Annotated in this window: 23 protein-coding genes; 6 read left to right on the forward strand and 17 right to left on the reverse strand. The window is 74.6% G+C overall.

Translation table 11 applies throughout. The features are described 5' to 3' along the window. Nucleotides 1–27: 27 nt before the first annotated feature. From LG379_RS11965 to dusB, 4 genes are all read right to left on the reverse strand, one after another. A complete protein-coding gene (locus LG379_RS11965; protein WP_225754749.1) occupies nucleotides 28–1,539 on the reverse strand; it encodes a PQQ-binding-like beta-propeller repeat protein in 1,512 nt (503 codons plus the stop codon). A 51-nt stretch (nucleotides 1,540–1,590) separates the two neighbouring features. Further along, nucleotides 1,591–3,048 (reverse strand): PQQ-binding-like beta-propeller repeat protein, encoded by a 1,458-nt coding sequence (locus LG379_RS11970; protein ID WP_225754750.1) that lies wholly within the window; start codon nucleotides 3,046–3,048, stop codon nucleotides 1,591–1,593. Nucleotides 3,049–3,057: 9 nt separating this feature from the next. After that, nucleotides 3,058–4,596 carry an alpha-amylase family protein gene (locus LG379_RS11975; protein WP_225754751.1) on the reverse strand — a complete coding sequence of 513 codons (1,539 nt, stop codon included), beginning with the start codon at nucleotides 4,594–4,596 and terminating at the stop codon, nucleotides 3,058–3,060. Nucleotides 4,597–4,660: 64 nt separating this feature from the next. Continuing rightward, complete coding sequence (dusB, locus tag LG379_RS11980) at nucleotides 4,661–5,836, reverse strand: tRNA dihydrouridine synthase DusB (RefSeq protein WP_225754957.1); 1,176 nt, start codon at nucleotides 5,834–5,836, stop codon at nucleotides 4,661–4,663. Nucleotides 5,837–5,904: 68 nt separating this feature from the next. On the opposite strand from dusB, the gene LG379_RS11985 reads away from it, so the two are divergent. Then, nucleotides 5,905–7,146, forward strand: a complete 1,242-nt coding sequence (locus LG379_RS11985) for a YibE/F family protein (RefSeq protein WP_225754752.1) — start codon at nucleotides 5,905–5,907, stop codon at nucleotides 7,144–7,146. On the opposite strand, the gene LG379_RS11990 is transcribed toward LG379_RS11985, so the two are convergent. Both LG379_RS11990 and LG379_RS11995 read right to left on the reverse strand, forming a co-directional pair. Then, nucleotides 7,085–8,329, reverse strand: coding sequence for a YibE/F family protein (locus LG379_RS11990; RefSeq protein ID WP_225754753.1), 1,245 nt, complete (start codon nucleotides 8,327–8,329; stop codon nucleotides 7,085–7,087). The genes LG379_RS11985 and LG379_RS11990 overlap by 62 nt on opposite strands. After that, on the reverse strand, nucleotides 8,326–9,714 hold the full coding sequence (locus LG379_RS11995) for a glycine--tRNA ligase (RefSeq protein ID WP_225754754.1): 1,389 nt from the start codon (nucleotides 9,712–9,714) through the stop codon (nucleotides 8,326–8,328). Before LG379_RS11995 ends, LG379_RS11990 begins: the two co-directional genes overlap by 4 nt. Nucleotides 9,715–9,875: 161 nt before the next feature. Here LG379_RS11995 and LG379_RS12000 point away from each other — a divergent pair, with 161 nt between their 5' ends. Genes LG379_RS12000 through LG379_RS12020 form a run of 5 tightly spaced genes read left to right on the forward strand, consistent with a single transcriptional unit; the run spans nucleotide 9,876 to nucleotide 13,557 of the window. Beyond that, nucleotides 9,876–10,913 (forward strand): metal ABC transporter solute-binding protein, Zn/Mn family, encoded by a 1,038-nt coding sequence (locus LG379_RS12000; RefSeq protein WP_225754755.1) that lies wholly within the window; start codon nucleotides 9,876–9,878, stop codon nucleotides 10,911–10,913. Further along, nucleotides 10,910–11,692 (forward strand): metal ABC transporter ATP-binding protein, encoded by a 783-nt coding sequence (locus LG379_RS12005; RefSeq protein ID WP_225754756.1) that lies wholly within the window; start codon nucleotides 10,910–10,912, stop codon nucleotides 11,690–11,692. Before LG379_RS12000 ends, LG379_RS12005 begins: the two co-directional genes overlap by 4 nt. Then, a complete protein-coding gene (locus tag LG379_RS12010) occupies nucleotides 11,689–12,615 on the forward strand; it encodes a metal ABC transporter permease (protein WP_225754757.1) in 927 nt (308 codons plus the stop codon). The genes LG379_RS12005 and LG379_RS12010 overlap by 4 nt, the downstream gene beginning before the upstream one ends. Beyond that, nucleotides 12,615–13,031, forward strand: coding sequence for a Fur family transcriptional regulator (locus tag LG379_RS12015; protein ID WP_225754758.1), 417 nt, complete (start codon nucleotides 12,615–12,617; stop codon nucleotides 13,029–13,031). The genes LG379_RS12010 and LG379_RS12015 overlap by 1 nt, the downstream gene beginning before the upstream one ends. A gap of 1 nt (nucleotide 13,032) precedes the next feature. Beyond that, nucleotides 13,033–13,557: a DedA family protein gene (locus LG379_RS12020; RefSeq protein ID WP_225754759.1), complete on the forward strand. Its 525-nt coding sequence runs from the start codon at nucleotides 13,033–13,035 to the stop codon at nucleotides 13,555–13,557. A 70-nt stretch (nucleotides 13,558–13,627) separates the two neighbouring features. Here LG379_RS12020 and LG379_RS12025 read toward each other — a convergent pair whose 3' ends face one another. From LG379_RS12025 to LG379_RS12075, 11 genes are all read right to left on the reverse strand, one after another. Next, nucleotides 13,628–13,978, reverse strand: a complete 351-nt coding sequence (locus LG379_RS12025) for a VOC family protein (RefSeq protein ID WP_225754760.1) — start codon at nucleotides 13,976–13,978, stop codon at nucleotides 13,628–13,630. Nucleotides 13,979–13,995: 17 nt separating this feature from the next. Then, nucleotides 13,996–14,820 carry an isoprenyl transferase gene (locus tag LG379_RS12030; protein WP_225754761.1) on the reverse strand — a complete coding sequence of 275 codons (825 nt, stop codon included), beginning with the start codon at nucleotides 14,818–14,820 and terminating at the stop codon, nucleotides 13,996–13,998. Beyond that, complete coding sequence (recO, locus tag LG379_RS12035) at nucleotides 14,817–15,548, reverse strand: DNA repair protein RecO (protein ID WP_225754762.1); 732 nt, start codon at nucleotides 15,546–15,548, stop codon at nucleotides 14,817–14,819. Before recO ends, LG379_RS12030 begins: the two co-directional genes overlap by 4 nt. Before the next feature lie 124 nt (nucleotides 15,549–15,672). Next, complete coding sequence (leuA, locus tag LG379_RS12040; RefSeq protein ID WP_225754763.1) at nucleotides 15,673–17,556, reverse strand: 2-isopropylmalate synthase; 1,884 nt, start codon at nucleotides 17,554–17,556, stop codon at nucleotides 15,673–15,675. A 171-nt stretch (nucleotides 17,557–17,727) separates the two neighbouring features. After that, nucleotides 17,728–18,738 carry a hypothetical protein gene (locus LG379_RS12045; protein WP_225754764.1) on the reverse strand — a complete coding sequence of 337 codons (1,011 nt, stop codon included), beginning with the start codon at nucleotides 18,736–18,738 and terminating at the stop codon, nucleotides 17,728–17,730. Between the two features lie 132 nt (nucleotides 18,739–18,870). Then, on the reverse strand, nucleotides 18,871–20,364 hold the full coding sequence (locus tag LG379_RS12050; RefSeq protein ID WP_225754765.1) for a S9 family peptidase: 1,494 nt from the start codon (nucleotides 20,362–20,364) through the stop codon (nucleotides 18,871–18,873). 97 nt (nucleotides 20,365–20,461) lie between these two features. Beyond that, entirely contained in the window at nucleotides 20,462–21,433 is a 972-nt protein-coding gene (era, locus tag LG379_RS12055) for a GTPase Era (protein ID WP_225754766.1), read from the reverse strand. Further along, nucleotides 21,430–22,719: a hemolysin family protein gene (locus tag LG379_RS12060; RefSeq protein WP_225754767.1), complete on the reverse strand. Its 1,290-nt coding sequence runs from the start codon at nucleotides 22,717–22,719 to the stop codon at nucleotides 21,430–21,432. The genes era and LG379_RS12060 overlap by 4 nt, the downstream gene beginning before the upstream one ends. Then, nucleotides 22,716–23,168, reverse strand: coding sequence for an rRNA maturation RNase YbeY (gene ybeY / locus LG379_RS12065; protein WP_225754768.1), 453 nt, complete (start codon nucleotides 23,166–23,168; stop codon nucleotides 22,716–22,718). The genes LG379_RS12060 and ybeY overlap by 4 nt, the downstream gene beginning before the upstream one ends. Next, nucleotides 23,165–24,364: a PhoH family protein gene (locus LG379_RS12070; protein ID WP_225754769.1), complete on the reverse strand. Its 1,200-nt coding sequence runs from the start codon at nucleotides 24,362–24,364 to the stop codon at nucleotides 23,165–23,167. The genes ybeY and LG379_RS12070 overlap by 4 nt, the downstream gene beginning before the upstream one ends. Before the next feature lie 166 nt (nucleotides 24,365–24,530). Beyond that, nucleotides 24,531–24,920, reverse strand: coding sequence for an HIT domain-containing protein (locus LG379_RS12075; RefSeq protein WP_225754770.1), 390 nt, complete (start codon nucleotides 24,918–24,920; stop codon nucleotides 24,531–24,533). Nucleotides 24,921–24,949 lie beyond the last annotated feature (29 nt).

Genomic DNA, 24,949 nt, shown 5'->3' on the forward strand with positions numbered 1-24,949 from the left:
TCCCGGGCCACGCCGTGCCCGCCGTCCTCACCCGAGCGCGGTGATGCCGTCCCCGGACTCGACCAGGAGGATGCCGTGCGCCGACCGGACGCCCTTGGTCCCGTCGGGCAGGGGTGTGCGCCACAGCTCGGCGCCGGAGCGCCCGTCGACGGCGAGGAGCGCTCCCGCCGGCGTGCCGTCCTGCACGGGCAGGGCGACCACGGTCCCGTCCGTGAGCGGGTGCAGCCTCGGCACGTCGGCGAGGGGCAGCCGCCAGAGCTCCCGGCCGCCGGCGAGGTCGACCGCCCAGGCCTCGACGGTGTCCGTGAGCACGGCGACCGGTCCGACCTCCGTGAGCAGGCGTAGGTCGGCCGCGTCGTTCGGACCACGCAGCGCGAGGGGTGACTCCCACAGCGGGGATCCCGTCGTCGGGTCCACGGCGACCACCGTGCCCCGGTCCGACCGGTGGAGGAGCAGCGCGGGCGGCGCGGTCCCCGTGCGCACCTCCGGCAGCAGCGGGTCGCCGGTGCCCGACCAGCGCGTGGCGCCGTCGGTGCCGACCACCGCGCTCGACGCGCCGACGCCGCCTCCGCGGACGACGACGGCGGCGCCGTCGGGGAGGTGGCCGACGACGACGGGATGGCGCTGCGCCTCCGTGCCGGGACGGTCCCTCTCCTCGCCGGACGCCAGGTCGACGGTGACCGTGCCCGACCCCACGAAGCTCACCGTCCCGGCGCCGCGGTGCACCGCCACCCCGTTGCTGCGGCGGTCGGTCACCCGGTGCTCGCTGCGGAACGTCCACCGTGGTGCGCCGGTACGGGGGTCCCAACGGGCGACGCTCACGCGTCCGGACGCGTCCGCCCACGCGTGGAGGAGGTCCTCGCCGGCCACGTCGGAGACGAGGAGGCCGCCGTCGACCTCACGCGTGGCGACGACGGCGCCCGTGCCCGCGTCGTGGACGGTCGCCGTGGTGTGCCGGACCCGGGTCCCGAGGCGTCCGGCGACCCACCGACCCTCCTCGCACACCACGAACGCGGCCGGACGCACGTCGGGTGGCACCCGGGTCAGCGCGGACCCGTCCGGGGTCCTGTCCAGCGCCGAGCACCAGACGGAGCCGCCCGGCGGGGGCCGCCCGGTGTCCCACCGCACGGCGCCGGTCTTCGGGTCGACCGCCTGCAGCGGACCGTCCGGGGTGGTGACGAGGACGTCGCGCTCGCCGAGGCCGGCGACCCAGGCTCCAGGCAGCCGCCACTGCTCCACGGGCAGCACGTGCACCGACCGCAGCAGCCCGGGCTGCGCCTCCAGAGCGGCCGCCACGACCGCCTGCTGCCGGCTCTGCAGGACGCCCGCGACGCCGAGCAGGACCACCACCGCCAGGACCGCGACGGACCGGCGGCGACCCACCACGGGGCGGAAGCCGGGCCGTCGCTCGGCGGGCGGTCCAGCGGCCGGGGTGGCCGCGGCGTGCGCGCGGGGGGCGCGGTCCGACACCCGCTCGTCCTCGACGAGCACCACCTCGACGTCGGCCGCCCGGCCGGCGCCGCGCGAAGGGCGACGCATCGTCGAAGAGTACGTCCGGCCCGCAACCGCCGCCCGAGGGGGTGCACGGGCTCAGGGACGCAGCCCGACGACCCCTCCGACACCCTCCACGACCAGCGTGTCCGCCACACCGAGCACCGTGTCGCCCGTCCAGGGCAGCTCGAGGCGCCACACCTCGTGACCGTCCCGCACGTCCAGCGCGACGAGCACGTCCGCGAGGCGGTCGCCGAGGGACCGTGCCGGGACGATCACGGAGCGCCCGTCGCTCACGGCGCCGTAGGAGCTCACTCCGAGGTCCTCCGCGACCCACAGCGTGCTCCCGTCGCGCGCGTCCAGGGTCTCCAGCCGCCCCCCGGTGGCCAGGACGAGCCGGTGCGCGACCTGGACCAGGGGTATGCCGTTCCCGCCGCGCCACGTGCCGGTGTCGGTGCCCTCGGCGCCGCGGGTCCAGAGGACCTCGCCGTCCCGGACGTCGTGCGCGACCACCCCACGGACGTCGTCGCTCACGAGCAGCACCGGGGTGCGCGGGTCGAGGGTCTGAGGGCCGGCGAACCATGCCTCCGCCTCCCAGCGCACCGTGCCGTCGCGGTCGGTCACCGTCATCGCGCCCGGTGCGTCCAGCGGGATGCGGAGGTCGACCGTGCCGTCGGCGAGCCGGGCGATCGCGATCCGGGGAGACCCGAGGTCGTCGCGATGGACGACCGACCCGTCGTCGAGGGACACCAGCACGACGGCGCCACCGTTCTGCACGAGCACGACGTCTCCCACGACCCCCGCGCTCAGCTCGCGCGAACCGGGCCCGGAGGCCTGCTCGCTGCGGTACCGCCACCGATCGGTGTCCGTGTCGGGGTCCCAGCGCACCACCTCCAGGTACCCGTCCGCGTCGTGCCCCGCATGCACGACGTCACCGGCCAGGGTCGCGACGAACGTCGGCTCCGTCCTGATGGTGCGCTCCGCGAGGAGCCCACCGGTCCGGGCGTCGAGGACCTGGAGCCGGGTCGAGACCGGAGCACCGGACCGTACGGTGGTGGTCCGGCACAGCACGGAATCCGCCGGGTCCTCCGAGAACCCCCACACGGCCGGGGCGGCGCCCTCGCGCACGAACTCGCAGTCCCCCCAGCCGCCGTCCGCGCCCGGCCCCTGCGCCGACCACAGCACCGCGCCGGTCGCAGCGTCCACCAGGTCGGTCGCGGCCCCGTCGGAGGAATGCATCAGGAGCATCGCACCGGCGGCGTCGCGGACGTAGCCGTCCCGCTCCCAGGCGACCTGCGGAGGCATGTCCATGCGGGCCACGAACCCCGGGACGCCGGCCAGCGCCGCCTGTGCCGTCTGCTCCTGCCATGCCTGCGCCGCCCCGGCAGCCGTCACCACCACGAGAGCGACGACGGCGCCCCGGGCGAGCCGCCGACCGCGCGGGCCCCGTGACGCCCCCGGTGCCGGCCGTGCCTCCGCCGGCTGGTCGGGCGCGTCGTCGTCGACGAGGAGGACCTCCACGTCCCCGTCGCCGAGCGCCGCACGGCCCCGCCCCATGAGGCGACCCTAGCGCCGCGCCCCGACGTGGAGGGCGAGCGCGGTGTCCCCCGCGAGCGCCACGTCGACGGAGCCGTCGTCGTCCACCGTCACCTCGTCCCCGGTGCACGCACCGTCCACGAGGGCGCCGGTGACCACGTCGCAGTAGGTCCCGGCGGGAAGGGACGTCGTCAGGGTCTGCGTCATGTCGGCGGCGTTGCCGTTGACCACGACGAAGCCGCGGTCCCCGCGGCCGAACGCCACGGCGCGTCGTCCGACCCACAGGTCCGTCAGCTCCGTCGCGCCCACCTCCGCACGCCATCCGACGAGGCCTGCGACGGGCGTCCACCGGTGCTGGCAGAGCCACGCGCCGGGCGGGTCGCGCGGCACGTCGCCCCACGCCGCCGGCTCGGGCGCGCACTGCACGTCCTGCACCGCCCCGTCGGCGTCCTGCGGTGGCCCGGCGTCCCGCGTCCGGAAGGCGTAGCCGGAGTACACGACCGGGGTGCCGTAGTCCGCGGCGAGCATCATGACGAGCGCCTGCAGGTGGTCCGCGCCGTCCTTGTAGCCGAGCGTGGAGCCGTTGCGCTCCGTGTCGTGGTTCTCGACGAAGACCACGGCCTGCTCCGACGGCAGCGCGGTCGAGGTCCCGGGGTACTCGAGCACCCGGTCCAGCGCCCCGCCGCCGACGAACGCGGCCAGCTCACGGCCGTAGAAGAAGTCCGTCACCAGCCCGTTGGGGAGGTAGTCCTCCGGGCGGATCGGCTCCTCCGTGGCGCCGATGACCTCCTGGAAGACCCACACGTCCTCGGGCAGCCCGGCGACGACCGCGCCGACGTCCTCGGCCGGCATGTGCTTCGCGGCGTCGATGCGGAAGCCGGCGACCCCCAGGGACACGAGGTCGGCGAGGTACGCGCCGACGCGCTCGCGCACGCGCTCGGTGCCGGTGGCGAGGTCGGCGAGGTTGACCAGCTCGCACCGCTGCACCTGGCCGGCCGACCGGTACTGCGCGATGTCGTCCCCTGCGGCCAGGCCGCAGTGGTGGAAGTCGCCCTCGGCGTCGGAGTACAGGCCGGGGTACTCGTAGTGCTCGTACGGGCTGCCCGCCCAGCCGACGCCCGGCTCGTCCTGCCCGGTCATGTGGTTGATCACCGCATCGGCCACGACGGCGACGCCGGCCTCGTCGCACGTGGCCACCATGGCGGCGAACTCCTCGCGCGTGCCCAGGCGCGACTCCAGCCGGTAGGAGACCGGCTGGTACGCCGTCCACCACGGCTCCCCCAGGACGTGCTCCTGCGGCGGCGACGTGAGGACCCAGTCGTAGCCGGCCGGGCCGAGGACCTCCCCGCACTCACGCGCGATCGAGGTCCATGTCCACTGGAAGAGCTGGACCCCCGTCCCCGGGCCCGTCGGCTCGGGGACGGCCTGGGGGGCGTCGTCGGCGCTCCCGGTCGGCTGTGGCTCGGCGGGCGCGTCCGGCGACCCGGTGCACCCCGTCAGCGCGGCGACGACGGCGACGACGACGGCGCCGCGCACCCCAGGGCGGGGCCGGATGCGGAGGTGCTGCACGACGGGACCACCGATCGTCGGGGGGCGGGGACCGCCCGAAGGGTACCGATCGCGGGACGACCGGTCAGCCGCCGGAGACGCTGAGCTCCGCCTCGGCGAGCGCGCGCCGGAAGTCCTCGCCGAGCTCGCGCGACTCGAGCCAGCCCTCGGGCAGCGCCGGTCGCTTCGGGGAGCCGGCGCGACCCCGCTGGCCCTCGGCCGCCTCGCCCGGGTACGGCTGGTCGAGGTCGAGCTCGGCGAGCAGGTCGTCCAGCTGCGCGCGCGACTCGACCAGCCCGAGCCTGGCCCGCAGCGCCCCGCCGACGACGTAGCCCTTGAGGTACCAGGCCATGTGCTTGCGCATCTCGCGCAGGGCCTTGCCCTCCTCGCCGAACTCCTCGATCATCAGCTCGGCGTGCCGCCGGATCACCGCCGCCACCTCACCGAGCCCGGGACGCACCCGCACGTCGGACCCGTGGAACGCCGCGGCGAGGTCCGCGAAGAGCCAGGGCCGGCCCTGGCACCCCCGGCCGACGACGACGCCGTCGCACCCGGTGCGCCGGACCATCTCCAGCGCGTCCTCGGCCGACCAGATGTCGCCGTTGCCGAGCACCGGCACGTCGGTGACGGCGTCCTTGAGGCGCGCGATCGCGTCCCAGTCGGCGGTCCCGGAGTAGTAGTCCGCGGCCGTGCGCGCGTGCAGCGCCACGGCGGCGGCACCGAGGTCCTGCGCCACCCGGCCCGCGTCGAGGTAGGTCAGGTGGTCCTCGTCGATGCCCTTGCGCATCTTGACGGTCACGGGGACGCCGTACGGGCGCGCGGCGTCGACCGCGGCCCGGACGATGCCGGCGAACAGGTCGCGCTTCCACGGGAGCACGGCGCCGCCCCCGCGACGCGTGACCTTGGGGACCGGGCAGCCGAAGTTGAGGTCGACGTGGTCGGCGCGGTCCTCCTCGGCGAGCATCCGGACGGCCGCGCCGACGGTGGCGGGGTCCACCCCGTACACCTGGACCGAGCGCGGTCGCTCGTCGGTGTCGTGCCGGATGATCCGCATCGACTCCGGCGTCCGCTCCACGAGCGCCCGCGACGTCACCATCTCCGACACGTACAGGCCCGCGCCGTGCTCACGGCACAGGCGCCGGAAGGCTCGGTTCGTCACCCCCGCCATGGGCGCGAGGACCACCGGCGTCTCCACCGTCAGGGGTCCGATGCGCAGGGGCGGCAGGACCGCCTCGCTCCCGGGCGGGCGGGACGACGGCACGACGGTCGCGGACGCGTGGGGGACGGGCACCGCACGATTGTCCCCCACGCCCCTGCCATCATCGGCGGATGTCCTCCTCGAGCACGCCCGACCGGCCGCGCGGACCCCGCCGGACCGCCGTCGTCATGGCGGCCCTCCTGGTCCCCGCGGCCCTCGCCACGGTCGCGGGGCTCGTGCTGCTGTGGCCGTCGGGCGACCGTCCGTCGACCGGCGTCGTGGCCGTCGACGCCGAGTACCCGCGCGCGGACGTGGTCCAGGCGCGCGAGGAGTCCTGCGGCGGCACGAGCGAGGACCGCCTGCCGGACGGCACCGTGCCCGAGCAGGTGCGCTGCGTCAGCGTCGTCGTCGAGGTGCTGGACGGCGACGCCGCGGGTGAGGAGGTCCAGGTGTGGGCCCTGCCGACGCTCACGGTGGCGGACCTGCCCGTCGGCACGCGCGTCGTGCTGGAGCGCTACCTGGCGACGGACACCGAGGAGGAGGCGTGGGCGTTCCACGACGTCGCCAGGACCGCGCCCCTCGGTGTCCTCGCCGCGGCGTTCGCCGTCGTCGTCGTCGCCGTGGCGGGCCTGCGCGGGCTGCGCGCGATCGTCGGCCTCGCGATCGCGTTCTCCGTGGTGGCGGTGTTCATGCTGCCCGCGCTGCTGGAGGGACGCGACCCCCTGGCGGTGGGCCTCGCCGGCAGCGCGGCCATCATGTTCGTCGTCCTCTACCTGGCCCACGGGTTCTCGCTCCGCACGACGACGGCGCTCCTGGGCACCTTCGCGGGGCTGGGCGTCACCGCGGCGCTCGGGGTGCTGGCCGCGAACGCGGCCCGGCTCAGCGGCGTGACGACGGAGGACGAGTACCGCCTGGCGCAGCTGACCGGCCAGCTCGACGGGTCGCAGCTGCGCGGGCTGTTCCTCTGCGGTGTGGTCCTCGCCGGGCTCGGGGTGCTCAACGACGTGACGATCACCCAGGCCTCCGCCGTGTGGGAGCTCCGCGCGGCGGACGCGGACGCGACCCCGGCCTCGCTCTTCCGCGGCGGGATGCGCATCGGGCGCGACCACATCGCCTCGACCGTCTACACGATCGCGTTCGCGTACGCCGGCGCCGCGCTGCCCGTGCTGCTGCTGCTCGAGGTCTACCAGCTGCCGTGGGCCCTGACGATCGGCAGCGGGGAGTTCGCGCAGGAGATCGCGCGGACCCTGGTCGGCTCCATCGGCCTGGTGCTCGCCATCCCGCTGACGACGGCGATCGCCGCGGCCGTCGTCACGCGTCTGCCGCTGCGGCAGGTGCGCCGGGAGGGCTCGACGCACGCCCACGCCCACTGACCGCGACGTCGGTGACGACCGCGCCCGCCGTCACCACGAGCGCGGCGATCGCCGTGGTGAGGGGGATCGCCGCGACCAGACCGATCGACCCGACGAGGGTCCGGACGACCTCCTCCGCGATCTCCCCCGCCGTCAGCGTCCGCGTCAGCGGCTGGTCGTACAGGCTGATGAGGAGCATGATCGGCAGCGCCGCCCCGACGTACGCGAAGGCGATGGTGTAGACCGTCGAGGCGATGTGGTCCCGCCCGATGCGCATGCCCCGCCGGAACAGCTCCCACCGGCCCATCCCGGGCGCGATCGCCCGCAGCTCCCACACCGCGGACGCCTGGGTGATCGTCACGTCGTTGAGCACGCCGAGGCCGGCCAGGATGATCCCGCACAGCACGACGCCACGCATGTCCAGGTCCGGCGCGAGGCCCGGCAGCAGCAGCGCGTCCTCGCTCGTCAGGCCCGTGAGCGCCGCCGCGCGCGTCGACCACGAGGCGAGCACGGCGGTCAGGGCCACGCCGAGGACCGTGCCGAGCAGCGCCGTCGTCGTCCGCGCGTTGAGGCCGTGCGCGAGGTACAGCGTGGCGAACAGGGCGGCGGACGCGGTGACGAGCGCGACGAGGAGCGGTGGCTGACCGGCCAGGAGGGCAGGCAGGGTGAAGAGCGCGACGAGCCCGAGCGACACGACGAGGCCGACGATCGCGGCGACCCCGCGCCACCGCGCGACCAGCACGACGAGCGCGGCGTACGCGACGGCGAGCAGTCCGATGGGGGCGTCCCGGACGAGATCCACCCAGACGAGCGGGACCTCCTCGGACCGGATGGTCAGGAGCAGGACGCGGTCGCCCTCGCCGACGCCGGCCGCGAGCGCCTCCGGCGGCACCTGGGCGAGCGCGAAGCCGCTGCCCTCGACGTCCACCTCGAGCAGCCGCGCCTCCGGGAGCACCCGCAGGACGTCCGCCTGTACGTACGACGAACCCTCGGCCGCCGTGGGGATGCGGTCCGGCCGCTGGTCCGCCGACGGCCAGAGAGCGACGAGACCGACCAGGGTGAGCACGGCGACGGGCAGGACGCACAGCGCGAGGACCCACCGCACGCGCGAGCCCGCACGGGGGTTCTCGCCGCCGTGGGAGTGCCCGGTGACCGGGTGACCGGTCATCGCGTCACCGGCGGGCCGGTCGGCCGTGCGGCTCACGCCCCGACGAGCCCCGCGCCCAGGTAGGCGGTCACCTGGTCCAGGCTCACGCGCTCCTGGCTCATGGTGTCGCGCGACCGGATGGTGACGGCCTGGTCCTGCAGGCTGTCGAAGTCCACCGTGATGCAGTACGGCGTCCCGATCTCGTCCTGCCGGCGGTAGCGGCGGCCGATCGCGCCGGCGTCGTCGAACTCGACGTTCCACAGACGACGCAGCTCCGCGGCGAGGTCACGGGCGACCGGCGAGAGGTCCTCGTGCCGGGACAGCGGCAGCACGGCGGCCTTGACCGGCGCGAGGCGCGGGTCCAGCCGCAGGACCGTGCGCTTGTCGACGCCACCCTTGGTGTTGGGGGCCTCGTCCTCGGCGTACGCCTCGATGAGGAACGCCATGAGCGACCGCGTCAGACCGGCTGCCGGCTCGATGACGTAGGGCACCCAGCGCTCGTTCTTGGCCTGGTCGAAGTAGGACAGGTCCTGGCCCGAGTGCTCGCTGTGCGTCCGCAGGTCGAAGTCCGTGCGGTTCGCGACGCCCTCGAGCTCGCCCCACTCCGAGCCGCTGAAGCCGAAGCGGTACTCGATGTCGACCGTGCGCGTGGAGTAGTGCGAGAGCTTCTCCTGCGGGTGCTCGAAGAGCCGCAGGTTGTCGCGCGAGATGCCGAGGTCGACGTACCAGTCCGTGCGCGTGTCGATCCAGTACTGGTGCCACTCGGCGTCCGTCCCGGGCTCGACGAAGAACTCCATCTCCATCTGCTCGAACTCGCGCGTGCGGAAGATGAAGTTGCCGGGGGTGATTTCGTTCCGGAACGACTTGCCGATCTGGCCGATGCCGAACGGCGGCTTCTTGCGGGCCGTCGACATGACGTTCGCGAAGTTGACGAAGATGCCCTGGGCGGTCTCGGGCCGCAGGTAGTGCAGCCCGGACTCGTCCTCGACCGGGCCGAGATAGGTCTTGAGCATCATGTTGAAGTCGCGCGGCTCGGTCCACTGCCCGCGCGTGCCGCAGTTGGGGCACGGGATGTCGGCCAGGCCGTTCTCGACCGTGCGACCCTTCTTCTCCTCGTACTCCTCGATGAGCTGGTCCTCGCGGAAGCGCTTGTGGCAGCTCAGGCACTCGGTGAGCGGGTCGGTGAAGACGCCCACGTGGCCCGACGCGACCCAGACCTGGCGCGGCAGGATGACCGAGGAGTCGAGGCCGACGATGTCCTCACGGCCGGTCACCATCGCCTTCCACCACTGGCGCTTGATGTTCTCCTTGAGCTCCACCCCCAGCGACCCGTAGTCCCACGCGGACCGCGTCCCGCCGTAGATCTCGCCCGAGGGGAACACGAACCCGCGGCGCTTGGCGAGGTTGGTGACGGCATCGAGGCGGGACGGCGTGGCGGCCACGGAGAGCTCCTGGTGGTGTGCGGTCCGCGCGTGGCTCGCGCGGACGGGACGGGCGGCGAACGCCCCAGGCTAGCGCCCGGGGACCCGAGGCACCGCGCCCCCGCAGCCGTGCCGACCGACGAAGTTGACAATCATTTTCAGCACAGATGAGAATCAGTCTCATGCTGCTCCGCCGTACCGCTGCCCGTGGCCCCGCCCGCACCCGTGCCGTGATCGCACTCCCCGCGATGCTCGCCGCGGGGTTGACCCTGACCGCGTGCACCGCCGACGGCGGCGCAGCCGACGAGGGCACCGGCCAGGAGCAGGAGGCGGCCGCCGCGACGGAGCCCGTGCGGGTGCTCGCCTCGTTCTACCCGCTCGTCCACGCCGTCGAGCAGGTGGGCGGTGACCTGGTCGAGGTGGCCTCGTTGACACCGGCCGGCGCGGAGCCGCACGACCTCGAGGTCTCCCCCGCGCAGCTGCGGGAGATGGCCCAGGTCGACGCGGTCGTCTACCTGTCGGGCTTCCAGCCGGCCGTCGACGACGCGATCGCCGCCCGACAGCCGGAGAACGTGCTCGACGTGTTCGACGTCGCGGACCTGCAGCCGGCACCCGAGGAGCACGACCACGAGGGCGGGGCCGAGCCGCACGACGAGGCGGAGGAGGAGAGCCACACCGCCGACGACGGCCACGACGACCACGGCTCCCTCGACCCCCACTTCTGGCTCGACCCGACCCGGCTCGCGGCCGTCGGCGAGGAGATCGCCGCCGTCCTGTCCGAGGCGGCACCCGAGCATGCCGACGCCTTCGCCGCCAACGCCGAGGCGTTCACCGCCGACCTCACGGCGCTGGACGAGCAGCTCGCGGCCGGTCTCGCGCAGTGCGAGCGGGACGTCGTGATCACCGGCCACACCGCGTTCGGCTACCTCGCCGAGCGCTACGGGTTCACCGAGATCGGCGTCGCGGGCATCGACCCCGAGGCCGAGCCCTCGCCGGCCCGCCTCCGGGAGATCGCCGAGGAGGTCCGCGAGCACGGGGTGACCGCCGTCTACACCGAGAGCGCGGCCAGCCCCGCCGTCGCCGACACCCTCGCCGCGGACCTCGGCCTGGAGGTGCTCGTCCTGGACCCGGTGGAGACGTTGGCCGACCCCTCCACGGACTACCGTGGCGTCATGGAGTCGAACCTCGAGGCCCTGCGCACCGGGCTGGGGTGTGAGTGACGGACGTCCTGACGGCCACCGGCCTGCGCGTCACGCTCGGCGGCGCCACGATCCTGCACGACGTCGACCTCACCGTCACCGACGGTGAGGTCGTCGGTCTGCTCGGCGCGAACGGCTCCGGCAAGTCGACGTTGGTCCGGGCGCTCGTCGGGGCCGTCCCCCTCGAGCGGGGCGCGGTGCGGCTCTTCGGGGAGCCGCTGGGCCGGCGCACCCCGTGGCACCGCATCGGGTACGTCCCGCAGCGGGTGGCGGTGGGGTCCGGCGTGCCGGCCACCGCCGAGGAGGTCGTCGTCTCGGGGCTGCTGCACGGGCACCGGCTCCTGCCCCCGCGCCACGCGCGCCGGCGAGCCGCCGAGGCGCTGGGGCTCGTGGGGCTCGGCCACCTCGGCGGGCGCGCCTGCCAGGAGCTCTCCGGGGGCCAGCAGCAGCGCGTGCTCATCGCCCGTGCGCTCGTCCGCCGACCCGACCTGCTGCTCCTCGACGAGCCCGTCGCCGGCGTGGACCTGCCCAGCCAGGAGGCGTTCGCGCAGGCGCTGCGCGACCTCGCCGCCGCGGGGACGACGGTCGTCGTCGTGCTGCACGAGCTGGGTGCCCTGGCGCCGCTCGTGCGCCGCGCCGTCGTGCTGCGGCACGGCCGCGTGGTCCATGACGGCGCTCCCCCGGCGCCCGCCCCCGGCCACGCCGAGCCGAGCCACGACCACGTCCATCCCCACGGCGACAGCGACACGGCGCCGCCGGACGCGCTGGGCCTCTCGAGCACGGTGGGGTGGACGTCGTGACCGTCCGGGACGAGGTGCTGGGGATGCTCACGGACCCGTTCATGCAGCGGGCGCTCGTCGTGGCCGCGCTCGTCGGGCTGACCGCCCCGGTGATCGGCACGTACCTCGTGCAGCGCCGGCTCTCCCTCCTCGGCGACGGCATCGGCCACGTGGCCCTCACCGGGGTGGCGCTCGGCTGGCTCGCCGGCAACGCCCTCGAGCTCTCGCGCCAGGACGCCCTCGCGCTCCCCGGCGCGGTGGTCGCGGCGATCGTGGGCGCCGTGGCGATCGAGGTGGTGCGCGCCCGGGGCCGCACGAGCGGTGACGTCGCCCTGGCACTGCTGTTCTACGGCGGCATCGCCGGCGGCGTGCTCATCATCGGCCAGGCGGGGGGCACGAGCGCCAACCTCGTCGGGTACCTGTTCGGCTCGATCTCGACGGTCTCGACCGGGGACGTGTGGCTCACGGCCGCCCTGGCCGCGCTCGTGCTCGCTGTCGGGGTCGGCCTGCGGACCGCGCTCTTCGCGGTCTCGCAGGACGAGGAGTTCGCCCGCGCCGGTGGCCTGCCGGTGCGGACGCTGAACCTCCTCATCGCCGTCGTCGCCGCCCTCACCGTCACGGTGGCCATGCGCGTGGTCGGGCTGCTCCTCGTCAGTGCGCTCATGATCGTGCCCGTGGCCGTGGCCCAGCTCGTCTCCTCGTCGTTCCAGCGCACCATGGCCGTCGCCATGACGGTCGGCGTCGTGGTGACGGTCGCGGGGCTCAGCATCACCTACTGGGAGGACGCGGCTCCCGGGGCGATGATCGTCGTGCTGGCCATCGGCCTCTACGCCCTCACCGCCGCGTTCCGCCCGCTCCTGCGGCGGCGGCGACCGTCCCCCGTCCGCGACCCCCACCCCCAGCTCGACGACGACGTCCAGATCACCGCACCGAGGACCGCCTGATGCAGCGCATGACCCGGCAGCGCACCGCCGTCGCCGACGCCCTCACCACCGTCGAGGACTTCCGCAGCGCCCAGCAGCTGCACGAGCTGCTGCGGGACCAGGGGCACGGGATCGGCCTCGCGACCGTCTACCGGACCCTGCAGTCCCTCGCGGAGGCCGGTGACGTGGACGTGCTGCGCACGGCCGAGGGCGAGTCGGTCTACCGCCGCTGCGAGCGGCGCGAGCACCACCACCACCTCGTGTGCCGCACGTGCGGCGCCACCGTGGAGATCGACGGCCCGGCCGTCGAGGCGTGGGCGGACAGCATCGGTGCCGGCCACGGCTTCACGGACATCTCGCACACCATCGAGCTGTTCGGCACCTGCACCGCCTGCTCCGCCGCGGCGCGTCCGCCCGGCCGCGCGACGGACGACTGACGTGCCGAGCTGGCTGGAGAGCTGGCCGTTCCTCTGGCTGTACCTCTTCTTCGTGCTCGGGGCCGCGCTGCGCTCGCAGGCGCTGTACTGGCTCGGGCGCGGCGTGGCGGCCGGCGCCCTGCGGACCCGCTGGGCCGAGCGGCTCGACGGCCCGCGCACCCGGCGCGCCGTCCGTCTCATCGAGCGGTGGGGCATGCCGGTCGTGCCGCTGTCGTTCCTGACGGTGGGGCTGCAGTCCGCGGTGCACGGCGCGTCCGGCCTGCTGCGGCTGCACTGGCTCCGCTACACGCTGTGGTCCGTGCCCGGCTGGCTCGTGTGGGCACTGGTGTGGAGCGGGGGCGGCACGGTCGCGCTGTACGGCTCGGTGGCCCTGGCGGCGGAGTCGCCCTGGGCGCTCGCCGGCGTCGTCGTGGTCGTGGCCACGGTCGTGACCGTCCTGGTCCTGCGGCGCCGTCGGCGGCGGGAGCAGCGCGACGCCGTGCAGGACATGGCGGACCGGGCGCACGGCGCGACCCGCACGACCTGACCGGCGCACTCCTCGTCCCGACCGCGCAGGCGGGGCGTCGCGCCTGCCGGGGCGCGAGGCGTCGGGCGACTCAGCCGCGGGCGGAGACGCAGAAGTGGTTGCCCTCCGGGTCGGCGAGCACGACCCACGCGAAGTCCGGCATCTCGTGGCGGGCGACGACCTGGGCACCGGCGAGCTGCAGGCGCTCGACCTCGTCGTCCCGGTCCAGCGCCTCGAGGTCCAGGTGCAGGCGGTTCTTGCCGGGCGTGGGGTGCTCGACCCGCTGGAAACCCAGGTTCGGGCCCTTCGGGGTCGCCACGATGACGTACTCGCCGTCGTGGTCCGCGGCCACCCGGCCCTCGAGCCGGTCGGCCCACCACGCCGCCAGGGCGCGCGGGTCCTGGCAGTCGAACGTGACCATCCCGATCGTCAGCGCTGTCATGGTGCCGACGGTACCGCTCAGCCCTCCTGCACCGGCGTCCCGGCGCGGTCGACCGCGCCCCCGTAGCGCCGGTCCCGCCGGGCGTAGTCCTCGACCGCTCGCCACAGGTGCCGACGGTCCACGTCGGGCCAGTACTCGGGCAGGAAGACGAGCTCCGCGTAGGCCGCCTGCCAGATCATGAAGTTCGAGGTCCGCTGCTCCCCCGACGTGCGCAGGAACAGGTCGACGTCCGGAAGGTCGGGCTCGTCGAGGAACCGGGCGACGGTGCGCTCGTCCACCCGGTCGGGGTTGAGCCGGCCCGCGGCGGCCTCCCGGGCGATCGCCCGTGCGGCGTCCGCGACCTCGGCGCGCCCGCCGTAGTTGACGCACATCGTCAAGGTGCACCGGTCGTTGCCGCGCGTCAGCTCCTCCGCCGCCTGGAGCTCCTCGACCACCGAGCGCCACAGCCGCGGGTGACGCCCGGCCCACCGGACCCGCACCCCCCACGCGTGCATGGTGTCCCGCTGGCGGCGCAGGACGTCCCGGTTGAAGCCCATGAGGAAGCGGACCTCCTCCGGCGACCGCTTCCAGTTCTCCGTGGAGAAGGCGTACGCGGACACGTGCGTGACGCCGATCTCGATCGCGCCGGCGACGACGTCGAGGAGCGCCGCCTCCCCCGCCTCGTGACCCGCCGTCCGGGGCAGCCCCCGCTCGTTCGCCCAGCGCCCGTTGCCGTCCATGACGATGGCGACGTGCCGGGGCACGAGCTCCGCGGGGACCCGGGGCGGCCGCGCCCCGGACGGGTGGGGCGGCGGTGCGACGACGTCGGTGCGCCGTGCGCTGCCGCGTGCACCGGGGCTCACACGCGCTCCACCATGCGCAGCGAGCGCACCTGGCGCTCGAGGTGGAACTGCAGGAAGACCGCGACCAGTCCGCTCGCCTCGCTCCGGTGCCGCTCGGCGCTCGCGTCCGCGACCGGCCAGTCGCCGGTGAGCAGGGCAGCGAGCAGGGCGAACGTCTCCGGTGCGGGCGACGCGGCGCCGGGCGGTCGGCACGCGCCGCACACCGCCCCGCCCGACGCGACGGCGAAGGCGCTGTGCGGTCCGACGGCGCCGCACCGCGCGCAGTCCGTGAACGACGGCGCCCACCCCGCCACGGCCAGGGCGCGCAGGAGGTAGGCGTCCAGCACGAGCCCCGAGGCGTGCGCCCGCTCCGCGAGCGACCGCACCGCACCGACGAGGAGGAGGTACTGCTGCACCGACGGCTCCCGCTCCGCCTCGACGAGCCGCTCCGCCGTCTCGAGCATGGCCGTGCCGGCGGTGTACAGGGCGTAGTCCCCGCACACCGCCCGGCCGTACGGGCCCAGGGTCTCGACCTGCGTGACGATGTCGAGGTTGCGGCCCTGGTGCAGCTGGGCGTCGACCACCATGAACGGCTCGAGCCGCGAGCCGAACCGGGACGACGTGCGCCGCACGCCCTTCGCCACCGCGCGGACCTTGCCGTGGTGCCGGGTGAGGAGCGTGACGATGCGGTCCGCCTCGCCCAGCTTCTGGGCACGGATGACGATCGCCTCGTCCCGGTACAGGGTCACCGGACGATTCTCCCCCCGACCACCGACACCGGCGTGCAGGCGCGACCGGACGGCCGACGGCCGGCACCCGTCCGCGTGTTGTCGGCGGCGGCGGTCGCCGGGGCGGACGGCCCGCCGGACGTCCCTACCGGACCGCTCCGGCCGCGCGCTCCGCGCGGTTGACCGCGGAGATGATCGCCTTGAAGGACGCCGTCGTGATGGACGGGTCGATGCCGACGCCCCACAGCACCGTGTCCCCCACCAGGCACTCGACGTACGCCGCGGCCCGCGCGTCGCCGCCCGTCGCGAGCGCGTGCTCCGCGTAGTCCAGCACCTCCACGTGCTCCCCGAGCGTGGCCAGCGCACGGACGAACGCGTCGACCGGCCCGTTCCCCGACCCCTCGACCGTGACGAGCGCCCCGCGGTCGACGAGGTCCACCGCGAGGGTGTCGGCAGACCCCTCCCCGCTGGAGGTCCGGCTGCCGCGCAGCGCGAGGCGACCCCAGGGGGCGAGCTCGCTGCCCGGCTCGACCGGCAGGTACTCGTCGGTGAAGATCCGCCACAGGTCGTCCGCGGTGACCTCCGCGCCGTGGGCGTCGGTGTACTGCTGCACCACGCGGGAGAACTCGATCTGCAGGCGGCGCGGGAGGTCCAGGTTCCGCTCGCTCTTGAGCAGGTAGGCGACGCCGCCCTTGCCGGACTGGGAGTTGACGCGGATGACGGCCTCGTAGGACCGCCCGAGGTCCTTCGGGTCCACGGGCAGGTACGGCACCGCCCACTCCAGGTCGTCCACGGCGACGCCGCGGGCGGCGGCGCGGGCGGCCATGGCCTCGAAGCCCTTCTTGATCGCGTCCTGGTGCGAGCCGGAGAAGGCCGTGAACACGAGGTCGCCGGCGTACGGGTGCCGCTCCGGCACCGGCAGCTGGTTGCAGTGCTCCACCGTCCGGCGGACCCGGTCGATGTCGCTGAAGTCGATCTGCGGGTCGACGCCCTGGCTGGCGAGGTTCATGCCCAGGGTCACCAGGCACACGTTCCCGGTGCGTTCCCCGTTGCCGAACAGGCAGCCCTCGATGCGGTCGGCGCCGGCCATGTAGCCGAGCTCGGCGGCGGCGACCGCGGTGCCCCGGTCGTTGTGCGGGTGCAGCGACAGCACCACGTTCTCGCGGTACCGCAGGTGCCGGCTCATCCACTCGATCGAGTCGGCGTAGACGTTCGGCGTCGCCATCTCCACCGTCGCCGGCAGGTTGATGATGACCTTCTTCTCGGGCGTGGGCTCCAGGACGTCCAGCACCGCGTTGCACACGCGCACGGCGAACTCGAGCTCGGTGCCCGTGTAGGACTCCGGCGAGTACTCGTAGAAGACGTCGGTGCCGGGGACCATCTCCTCGTACTTCTTGCAGAGCCGCGCGCCGCTCGTGGCGATGTCGAGGATGCCGTCCTCGTCGGAGCGGAACACGACCTCGCGCTGGAGGACCGAGGTGGAGTTGTACAGGTGGACGATCGCCTGCTTCGCCCCGGCGATGGCCTCGTAGGTGCGCTCGATGAGGTGCTCGCGCGACTGCGTCAGGACCTGGATGACCACGTCGTCCGGGATCCGGTCCTCCTCGATGAGCATCCGGACGAAGTCGAAGTCCGTCTGGGACGCCGAGGGGAAGCCGACCTCGATCTCCTTGTAGCCCATCTCGACGAGGAGCTCGAACATCGCCAGCTTCCGCTGCGCGTCCATCGGCTCGATGAGGGCCTGGTTCCCGTCGCGCAGGTCGACCGCGCACCACCGGGGGGCCTTCTCGATGCGACGCGACGGCCACGTGCGGTCGGGCAGCTCGACGCGGAGCTGCTCGTGGAACGGGCGGTACCGGTGGACCGGGAGGGGCGACGGCTGCTGGGCGGTGCGCTCCTCGTACGAGGCCGTGCTGCGCGCGACGAGGTCGCGCTGCCCGCCGGTCGGGTCGGCCGCGACGGCTGCGTGCGGCCCGGAGCCCGGCACAGGGCTCGTGGCGGGGTTGGTGTCAGGGTTCGTGCTGCTCATGGGAGGTCCTCCGCTGGGGCTGTGGCGCTGTGGGAGACCGGCACGACGACCACCGCGGCGAGGGACCGGTCGTGTCAGACCTCACCGCGGCGACGAAGGAGGAGCTCCCGTCGGAGGATGTGCACGCCGTCACTGTACCGCGGGGCGCGGAGCGGGCCGGACGTGCCGCCGTCAGGGGGCGCAGGGCTCGTAGGACTCCTCGCGCGTCCCGCCGCAGGTCATCGCGAACCTCTCGTACTCGGTGCCGATCCCCGAGACGGAGTACAGCTCGTCGCACGCGGCCGCCTCGCCGCCGCCGCAGGCGTCCCAGAGCGCGTCCAGCCCGGGGTCGTCGCCGTACGTCCCCGCGTCGTCGGACGACCCGGGCAGGGAGCCGCCGAGCTCGACGGAGCACAGGCTGGTGCCGTCCGTCCGCCCGCCGCAGGTCTCGCCGAACCGCTCGTACTCGGTCCCGCCGCCCGACTCGAAGTAGAGGTCGTCGCACGCGTCCCAGTCCTCGGCCGCGCAGGCGTCCCAGAGCGCGTCCAGCGCCGGGTCGTCGCCGTACGTCTCGCCGCCGAGGTCCCACACCGCACCCGGACGGTCGACGGCGGGGTCCGTCACGTCGACGGCGGCGCGGAACGCGCTCAGGCCCACCAGCACCACCCCCACCGCTCCGACCAGCACGAGACCGACCACCCCGAGCACCACCCACAGCACGGTGCGCGAGGAGCGGGCCGGCACCGGCGCGGGGCTCCAGGGCCCACCGGGCGGTCCGGCGTACTGCGCCGGCGGTTCGGCGTACTGCGCCGGCGGTTCGGCGTACTGCGCCGGCGGGCCGCCGTACTGCGCGCCCTGACCGCCGTACAGCGTGCCCTGGCCGCCGTACGGCGCAGCCTGGCCGGCGAACGGGCCGCCGTCGTGCGTGGCGGCACCGCCGACCTGGGCCGTCGACACCGCCCACGGCGCAGGCTCGTCGTCCTCCACCCCGTCGGGAACCGCCCCGGCGCGCCGGCGCAGCGCGGTGTCGACCGCGGGCTCGCCGAGCGAGGCGAGCCACTGCAGGAGGCCCGGGTAGGCCGCGGGGTTGAGGGCGACGACGGGGCGCAGGTCCTCGCGCAGGGCAGCGATGTCGGCGAGGGTCTGCTGCGGCGTGGAGGGGTCCGCCGCCTGCAGACGCGTGTACTCCTCGGGTGCGGTCACGTCCGGCTCCTCCGCACCCGCGGGTGCTCTGGTCCACTCGTCACGCGCCCCGCGGGGCGGCGAGGCCCCCGTCCAGGTGCCGCGCGCACAGTACCGAGGCGCGCGGCCCCGCGGGGCGGGTCGCCCCCAGGTTCACCAGAACGGCGGGAACACGCCCCAGTAGGCGAGCAGGAGCAGCAGCATCACCGAGCCCCCCACCGCCGAGGACAGCGTCGCCTCGCCGGCCGCGGACAGGGCCGCCGGGACGCCGCCCCGCCGTCGGCCGTCGAGGATCCGGTACACGAGCACGACCCCGGCGACGACGGTGGCGATGCCGGCCAGGCGGAGCGTCAGCCACCCGCCCTGGACCACGAGCGGGTTGGTCCGGTAGTTCTGCGCGAGGTTCGCCACCACCAGCAGGTACACGACGAGGAGGACGAGCGTCACGGCGGAGCCGGCCGCCATGACCGTCAGCGGTGCGCGCACCCCGGGTGCGAGGACCGGGGCGCGTCGACGGCGTACGCGGCGCACCACCCACAGGGCGGGCCCCACCAGCAACGCCCCGAAGGCCGCGACGATCCCCGCCACGAGGAGGTCGCCCTCCGCGTACCACCGGGGCCGCTCCACCGGCGCCGCGACGAAGCGCTGGTACGGCTCCGCGCCCGCGATCCGTGGCGGTGCGTCGGCCGTCGCAGGGAGACCCAGCACCCACGTCGCCAGGTCCCGCGTGAACTCCGGCAGCAGCCGGCGGTCCACCTTGATGCCGTGGTCGGCGCCCTCGTAGTAGCGGACCGTCCAGTCGTCGTTGCCCGCCACCTCCAGGTCGTCGAGCACCTGCAGCGCGCCCTGCACGGTCGGCATCGCCGCGTCCCCGGTCCCGTACACGACGAGCACGGGTTGCCGCAGTCGCTGCTGGAAGGGCTGGACGTCGAAGTCGGCGTACCCGAAGCCGCCGCCGGGGAAGTCCATGCCGACCATCCGCGGGACGGCACGGAGCAGCTCCACGGGCACGCCGGTCGCCCGCAGGTAGGAGTCGACGGCGAAGGCCGCCTGCTGTCGTGGCGGGACGACGGGCGCCGCGACCAGCGTCACGAACGCCACCGAGGGGTTGTCCGCGGCCATCACGGGGACGATCCACGCACCCTCGCTCTCGCCGTACACGCCGACGCGCCCGGGGTCCACGCCCGGCAGCTCCCGCAGGAGCTCGACGCTCTTGAGGTAGTCGTTCGCCATCGCGACGTAGCTGCGCTCACGGGTGGAGTACGTGTCGAGCCGCTTGTTCGGGACCATCGTGACGATGCCGGCGCTGGCCAGGGCCTCCGCCTGCGCGACGAACGCCTGGTCGAACTGCCCGGTGCCGGCCCCGTGGACGAAGACGAGACCCGGGCGGTCACCGCCCGCGCCGAGGGGCTCGCGGACCATCGCCTCCACGTCCGCCCCGGCGAGCTCGACGGTGACGACGGAGGTCGCGACCTCGTAGGTCCCGACGGGGTCCGACGGCGGGACGCCACCGATGCGGGTGTCCGGCGTCTCGACGTCGATGGTCCGGGTCAGCGGCACGGGGTCCCAGTCGGGCCCGGAGACCTGCCCCAGGAGCGCCAGGACCACCACGGCCGCGGCGCTGCTCAGGGCGATCCGGTACCGCACCCGGGGAGTCTAGCCACGCGTCGTCGTCCCCCGGCCGGGACCCGCCGCCACGCCGGCGAGGCGAGCTCGACGACCGGGCCAACGGCGCCCGCCCGGCTCAGAAGCCCAGCCGACGCAGCTGCTTGGGGTCGCGCTGCCAGTCCTTCGCGACCTTCACGTGCAGGTCCAGGTACACCTTGGCCCCGAGGAGCGCCTCGATCCCGCGGCGGGCGGTCGTCCCGACGTCGCGCAGCCGGGAGCCGCCCTTGCCGATGATGATCGCCTTCTGGCTGTCCCGTTCGACGAACAGCTGCACCCGCACGTCCAGCATCGGCGGCCGCCCGTCGCTGCCGTCGCGGCCCTCGCGCGGGAGGATCTCGTCGACGACGACGGCGAGCGAGTGCGGCAGCTCATCGCGGACGCCCTCGAGCGCCGCCTCGCGCACCAGCTCCGCCACCATGACGGCCTCCGGCTCGTCCGTCAGCTCGCCGTCGGGGTACAGCGCCGGCCCGGGCGGCAGGTGCCCGATGAGGATGTCCAGGAGGGTGTCCACCTGGTACCCGTCCACCGCGCTCACCGGCACGACGTCGGCCCAGTCACCCAGCTCGGCGACCGCCAGGAGGTGCTCCGCGAGCCTCCCCTTGCTCACCGTGTCCGCCTTGGTGGCGACGGCGACCACGGGCGTCGCCCGTCCGGCACCGCCGAGCGCGGTGAGCTGCTGGGCGATGAACCGGTCACCGGGGCCGACCCGCTGGTCGGACGGGAGGCAGAAGACGACGACGTCGACCTCGGTGAGCGTGTCGCGGACGAGGTCGTTGAGCCGCTCGCCGAGGAGCGTCCGCGGACGGTGCAGGCCGGGGGTGTCCACCAGGACGATCTGCGCGTCGGGGCGGTGCACGATGCCGCGGATGACGTGGCGCGTCGTCTGGGGACGGCCGGAGGTGATCGCGACCTTCTGCCCGACGATCGCGTTGGTGAGGGTCGACTTGCCGGCGTTGGGCCGACCGACGATGCACGCGAACCCGGAGCGGAACGCCCCGCCCGCGGGGCCGCTCGTCGGGGTGTCGGGACCGGTGGGTCCGCTGGTCATCGTCGTTCTCCCTGGTCCGTGGTGGCTCGGTCGTCGTCGTCCTGCGCGCGGCGGACGAGGAGCGTCGCGACCTGGCGCCGTCGTCCCTGGACCCGCTCCGCGGTGATCACCAGCCCCGAGACCGCAGCGCTGGAGTCCGCCAGCGGCACCTTGCCGAGGGCCTTGGCCAGCAGGCCGCCGGCCGTGTCGACCTCGTCGTCGGTGAGCTCGAGGTCGAACAGCTCCCCCAGCTCGTCCACCGGCAGGCGTGACGGGACACGGTACGTGCCGCCGCCCAGGTCCTCCACCTCCGGGCCCGACCGGTCGTGCTCGTCGGTGAGCTCGCCGACGATCTCCTCCAGGGCGTCCTCGATGGTCACGAGCCCGGCGACGCCGCCGTACTCGTCGACCACCATCGCGATGTGCGAGGAGGCGCTCTGCATCTCCCGCAGGAGGTCGTCCACCGCCTTCGACTCCGGCACGAACACCGGCGGCCGGACGAGGGGCTCGACCGGCTCGTCGTCCACGTCGCGTCCCGTCATGTGCCGGTGCCGGAGGAGGTCCTTGAGGTACAGGATCCCCACGAGGTCGTCGACGGACTCGCCGACGACCGGCACCCGCGAGTAGCCGGAGCGCAGGAACAGGGACAGCGCCTTGCGCACCGTCGTCCCCGAGGGCAGCACGATCATCTCGGTGCGGGGCACCATGACGGACCGGACCCGGGTGTCGCCGAGCTCCAGCACCGAGCGGACCAGCGCGCGGTCCTCCTCCTCGATGCTCTGCGACTCGTCGAAGCGGTCCACCATGTCCCGCAGCTCCTCCGCGGAGCGGTCCGGCACCGGGGAGGCGCCGAGAGCCAGCCGCCGCACCGGCCGGGTCAGGCTGCGGGCCGCCAGGAGGGGGCCTGCCGCGACGCGCACCGCGCCGCGCGGGTGCCGTCGGGCGATCGAGCGTGGCAGGTACCGCACCACGAGGAGCCCGAGGACGACGGCGGCGCCGGCGGCCACGAGCAGCGTCGGCCACCACGCCAGTCCCGACCACGCGAGCGCGAGGGTCAGGGCGACCACCGCCACGGCCTCCAGGCCGACGCGGGACCATGCGGCCGCGGCGACCGCGCCGTGCGCGTCGGCCAGGATCCGGTTGACGCGTCGCCCGTGGCGGGACTCGACGACGGCGAGCTCCGCCATGCCCGACCGGCCCAGGCGTGGAACGGCCGCCTCGCCCGCGCTGAGCAGGACCGCCGGCACGAGCGCCGCGACCGCGAGCACGGCCAGGAGCGCGGGGACCGCGTCCGTCGGGCCGGTCATCTCCCGGCGAGGAAGGTGAGGAGCAGCCGGCGCTGCAGCGCGAACATCTCCTTCTCCTCCTCGGGCTCCGCGTGGTCGTACCCCAGCAGGTGCAGGATCCCGTGCGTGGTGAGGAGCAGGAGCTCCTCCTCGGTCGAGTGGCCGGCCTCGCGCGCCTGCCGGGCGGCGACCTCGGGGCACAGCACGACGTCGCCGAGGAGCCCGGCGGGCGTGGGGTCGCCCTCCACGCCCGGGCGGAGCTCGTCCATGGGGAACGACAGGACGTCCGTCGGCCCCGGCTCGTCCATGTACTGCACGTGGAGGTCCGTCATGACGTCGGTGTCGACCAGCAGGATCGACAGCTCCGCCTGGGGGTGGACGTGCATGGCGTCGAGGACGTGACGACCCAGCGCGGCGAACTCCGCCTCGTCGACGACGTGCCCGGACTCGTTGTTGACCTCGACGCTCACTCCGCATCCTCCTGAGCCACCGGGGGCCGCACGGTCGGCGGGGGCTGCACCGTCGTCGGGGGCACGGCGTCGTCGTCCGCCGCGCCCGCCTGCGCCGGAGCCGGCCGGGACGCCCGCCGCGTGCGGTCGCCCCGCTGCGGCCGGTCGCCCCGGGTCGGCCGCATGGCGCGGGGGCCGTCCCGTCGCCCGTCGCCGTCCGCGCGGACGAGCGTGTCCCACCGCGCGTACGCGTCGATGATCTCGCCGACGAGGCGGTGCCGGACGACGTCCTCGGACGTGAGGCGGCAGAACGCCACGTCGTCGACGCCACCGAGGATGTCCTCGACGACGCGCAGCCCGGAGGTCGTCCCCCCCGGCAGGTCGACCTGGGTGACGTCGCCCGTGACCACGACCCTGGAACCGAAGCCGAGGCGGGTGAGGAACATCTTCATCTGCTCGGTCGAGGTGTTCTGCGCCTCGTCGAGGATGATGAAGGCGTCGTTGAGGGTCCTGCCGCGCATGTAGGCCAGCGGTGCGACCTCCACGGTCCCGGAGTCCATGAGCCGCGGGATCGAGTCCGGGTCGACCATGTCGTGCAGCGCGTCGTACAGGGGTCGCAGGTAGGGGTCGATCTTCTCGCTCAGCGAGCCGGGCAGGAACCCGAGCCGCTCCCCCGCCTCGACGGCCGGCCGCGTGAGGACGATGCGGTTGACCTGCTTGGCCTGGAGCGCCTGCACCGCCTTCGCCATCGCGAGGTAGGTCTTGCCCGTCCCTGCCGGACCGATCCCGAACGTGACCGTGTTGCGGTCGATGGCGTCGACGTACGTCTTCTGACCGACCGTCTTGGGCCGGATGGTCCGGCCGCGGCTGGACAGGATGTTCTGCGTGAGGACCTCGGCCGGCCGGCTCGCCGTGGCGGCGGTGAGCATCTGCACCGACCTGCCGACGACGTCCGCGTCGAGGACGGTGCCGCTCGCCGCGACCTCGAGCAGCTCGTCGAGGAGGCGGGAGACCAGGGCGACGTCCGCCGGCGGGCCCAGAAGCGTGATCTGGTCCCCGCGGGCGTGGATGCCCACCGCGGGGAAGCCGCGCTCGACCGCGCGCAGGACCTCGTCCCCGGGACCGAGGAGGGCGACGACGGGCAGATGGGCCGGGACGACGATCCGGTGCTCGACGTCCGTGGAGGCGCGGGCACGCCGCGCGGGTGTCTCGGTCATGGGTCCGGCCGTGCGGCCTGCGGTCTCCTGTCGCCTGCCCGAGGTCGCTCCCCGTGGCACCGTGCCGCGCCGCCCCTGCGACGGCGCGCCCTCATCGTACCGACGCGCAGCCCGGCCGCCCGGCACCCGTCCTCCGCGTCCTCCCGGCGTCCCCCGCGACGCCTCGTCAGGCGGGCGACCAGCCCAGGCGGGTGCCGCCGATGACGTGCCCGTGCACGTGGAAGACGGACTGACCCGCCTCGGCGCCGGTGTTGAAGACGAGCCGGAACTGGCCCTGGCACTCCTGCGCGGCCACCTCGTCCCCGAGGAGCACGACGGCGGCGAGCAGCGCGGGGTCGGCCGCCGCGAGCTGGGCGACGTCGGCGTGGTGGTCGCGGGGCACGACGAGGACGTGCACCGGCGCACGGGGGTCCAGGTCGCGGAAGGCCACGGCCGCCTCGTTCTCCGCGACGACGGTGGCCGGCAGCTCGCCCGCGACGACGCGGCAGAACACGCAGTCCGGTGCGGTCAGCCGCGGGCGGCGGTGGTCGTCGGCGGAGGGCGTCGTCGGCGTCATGACCCGAGGCTAGGCGCCCGGGCGACCGG

This window comes from Actinotalea sp. Marseille-Q4924, from assembly GCF_916618755.1.
Taxonomy (GTDB): domain Bacteria; phylum Actinomycetota; class Actinomycetes; order Actinomycetales; family Cellulomonadaceae; genus Actinotalea.

What these genes read in the sequence shown, in the direction of transcription:
- LG379_RS12070 (WP_225754769.1), bottom strand. Translation starts at nt 24,364, where the DNA reads ATGACCGAGACACCCGCGCGGCGTGCCCGCGCCTCCACGGACGTCGAG.
- LG379_RS12015 (WP_225754758.1), top strand. Translation starts at nt 12,615, where the DNA reads ATGCAGCGCATGACCCGGCAGCGCACCGCCGTCGCCGACGCCCTCACC.
- LG379_RS11965 (WP_225754749.1), bottom strand. Translation starts at nt 1,539, where the DNA reads ATGCGTCGCCCTTCGCGCGGCGCCGGCCGGGCGGCCGACGTCGAGGTG.
- leuA (WP_225754763.1), bottom strand. Translation starts at nt 17,556, where the DNA reads ATGAGCAGCACGAACCCTGACACCAACCCCGCCACGAGCCCTGTGCCG.
- LG379_RS11970 (WP_225754750.1), bottom strand. Translation starts at nt 3,048, where the DNA reads ATGGGGCGGGGCCGTGCGGCGCTCGGCGACGGGGACGTGGAGGTCCTC.
- LG379_RS12025 (WP_225754760.1), bottom strand. Translation starts at nt 13,978, where the DNA reads ATGACAGCGCTGACGATCGGGATGGTCACGTTCGACTGCCAGGACCCG.
- LG379_RS12060 (WP_225754767.1), bottom strand. Translation starts at nt 22,719, where the DNA reads ATGACCGGCCCGACGGACGCGGTCCCCGCGCTCCTGGCCGTGCTCGCG.
- LG379_RS11985 (WP_225754752.1), top strand. Translation starts at nt 5,905, where the DNA reads ATGTCCTCCTCGAGCACGCCCGACCGGCCGCGCGGACCCCGCCGGACC.
- era (WP_225754766.1), bottom strand. Translation starts at nt 21,433, where the DNA reads ATGACCAGCGGACCCACCGGTCCCGACACCCCGACGAGCGGCCCCGCG.
- LG379_RS12075 (WP_225754770.1), bottom strand. Translation starts at nt 24,920, where the DNA reads ATGACGCCGACGACGCCCTCCGCCGACGACCACCGCCGCCCGCGGCTG.
- LG379_RS12000 (WP_225754755.1), top strand. Translation starts at nt 9,876, where the DNA reads ATGCTGCTCCGCCGTACCGCTGCCCGTGGCCCCGCCCGCACCCGTGCC.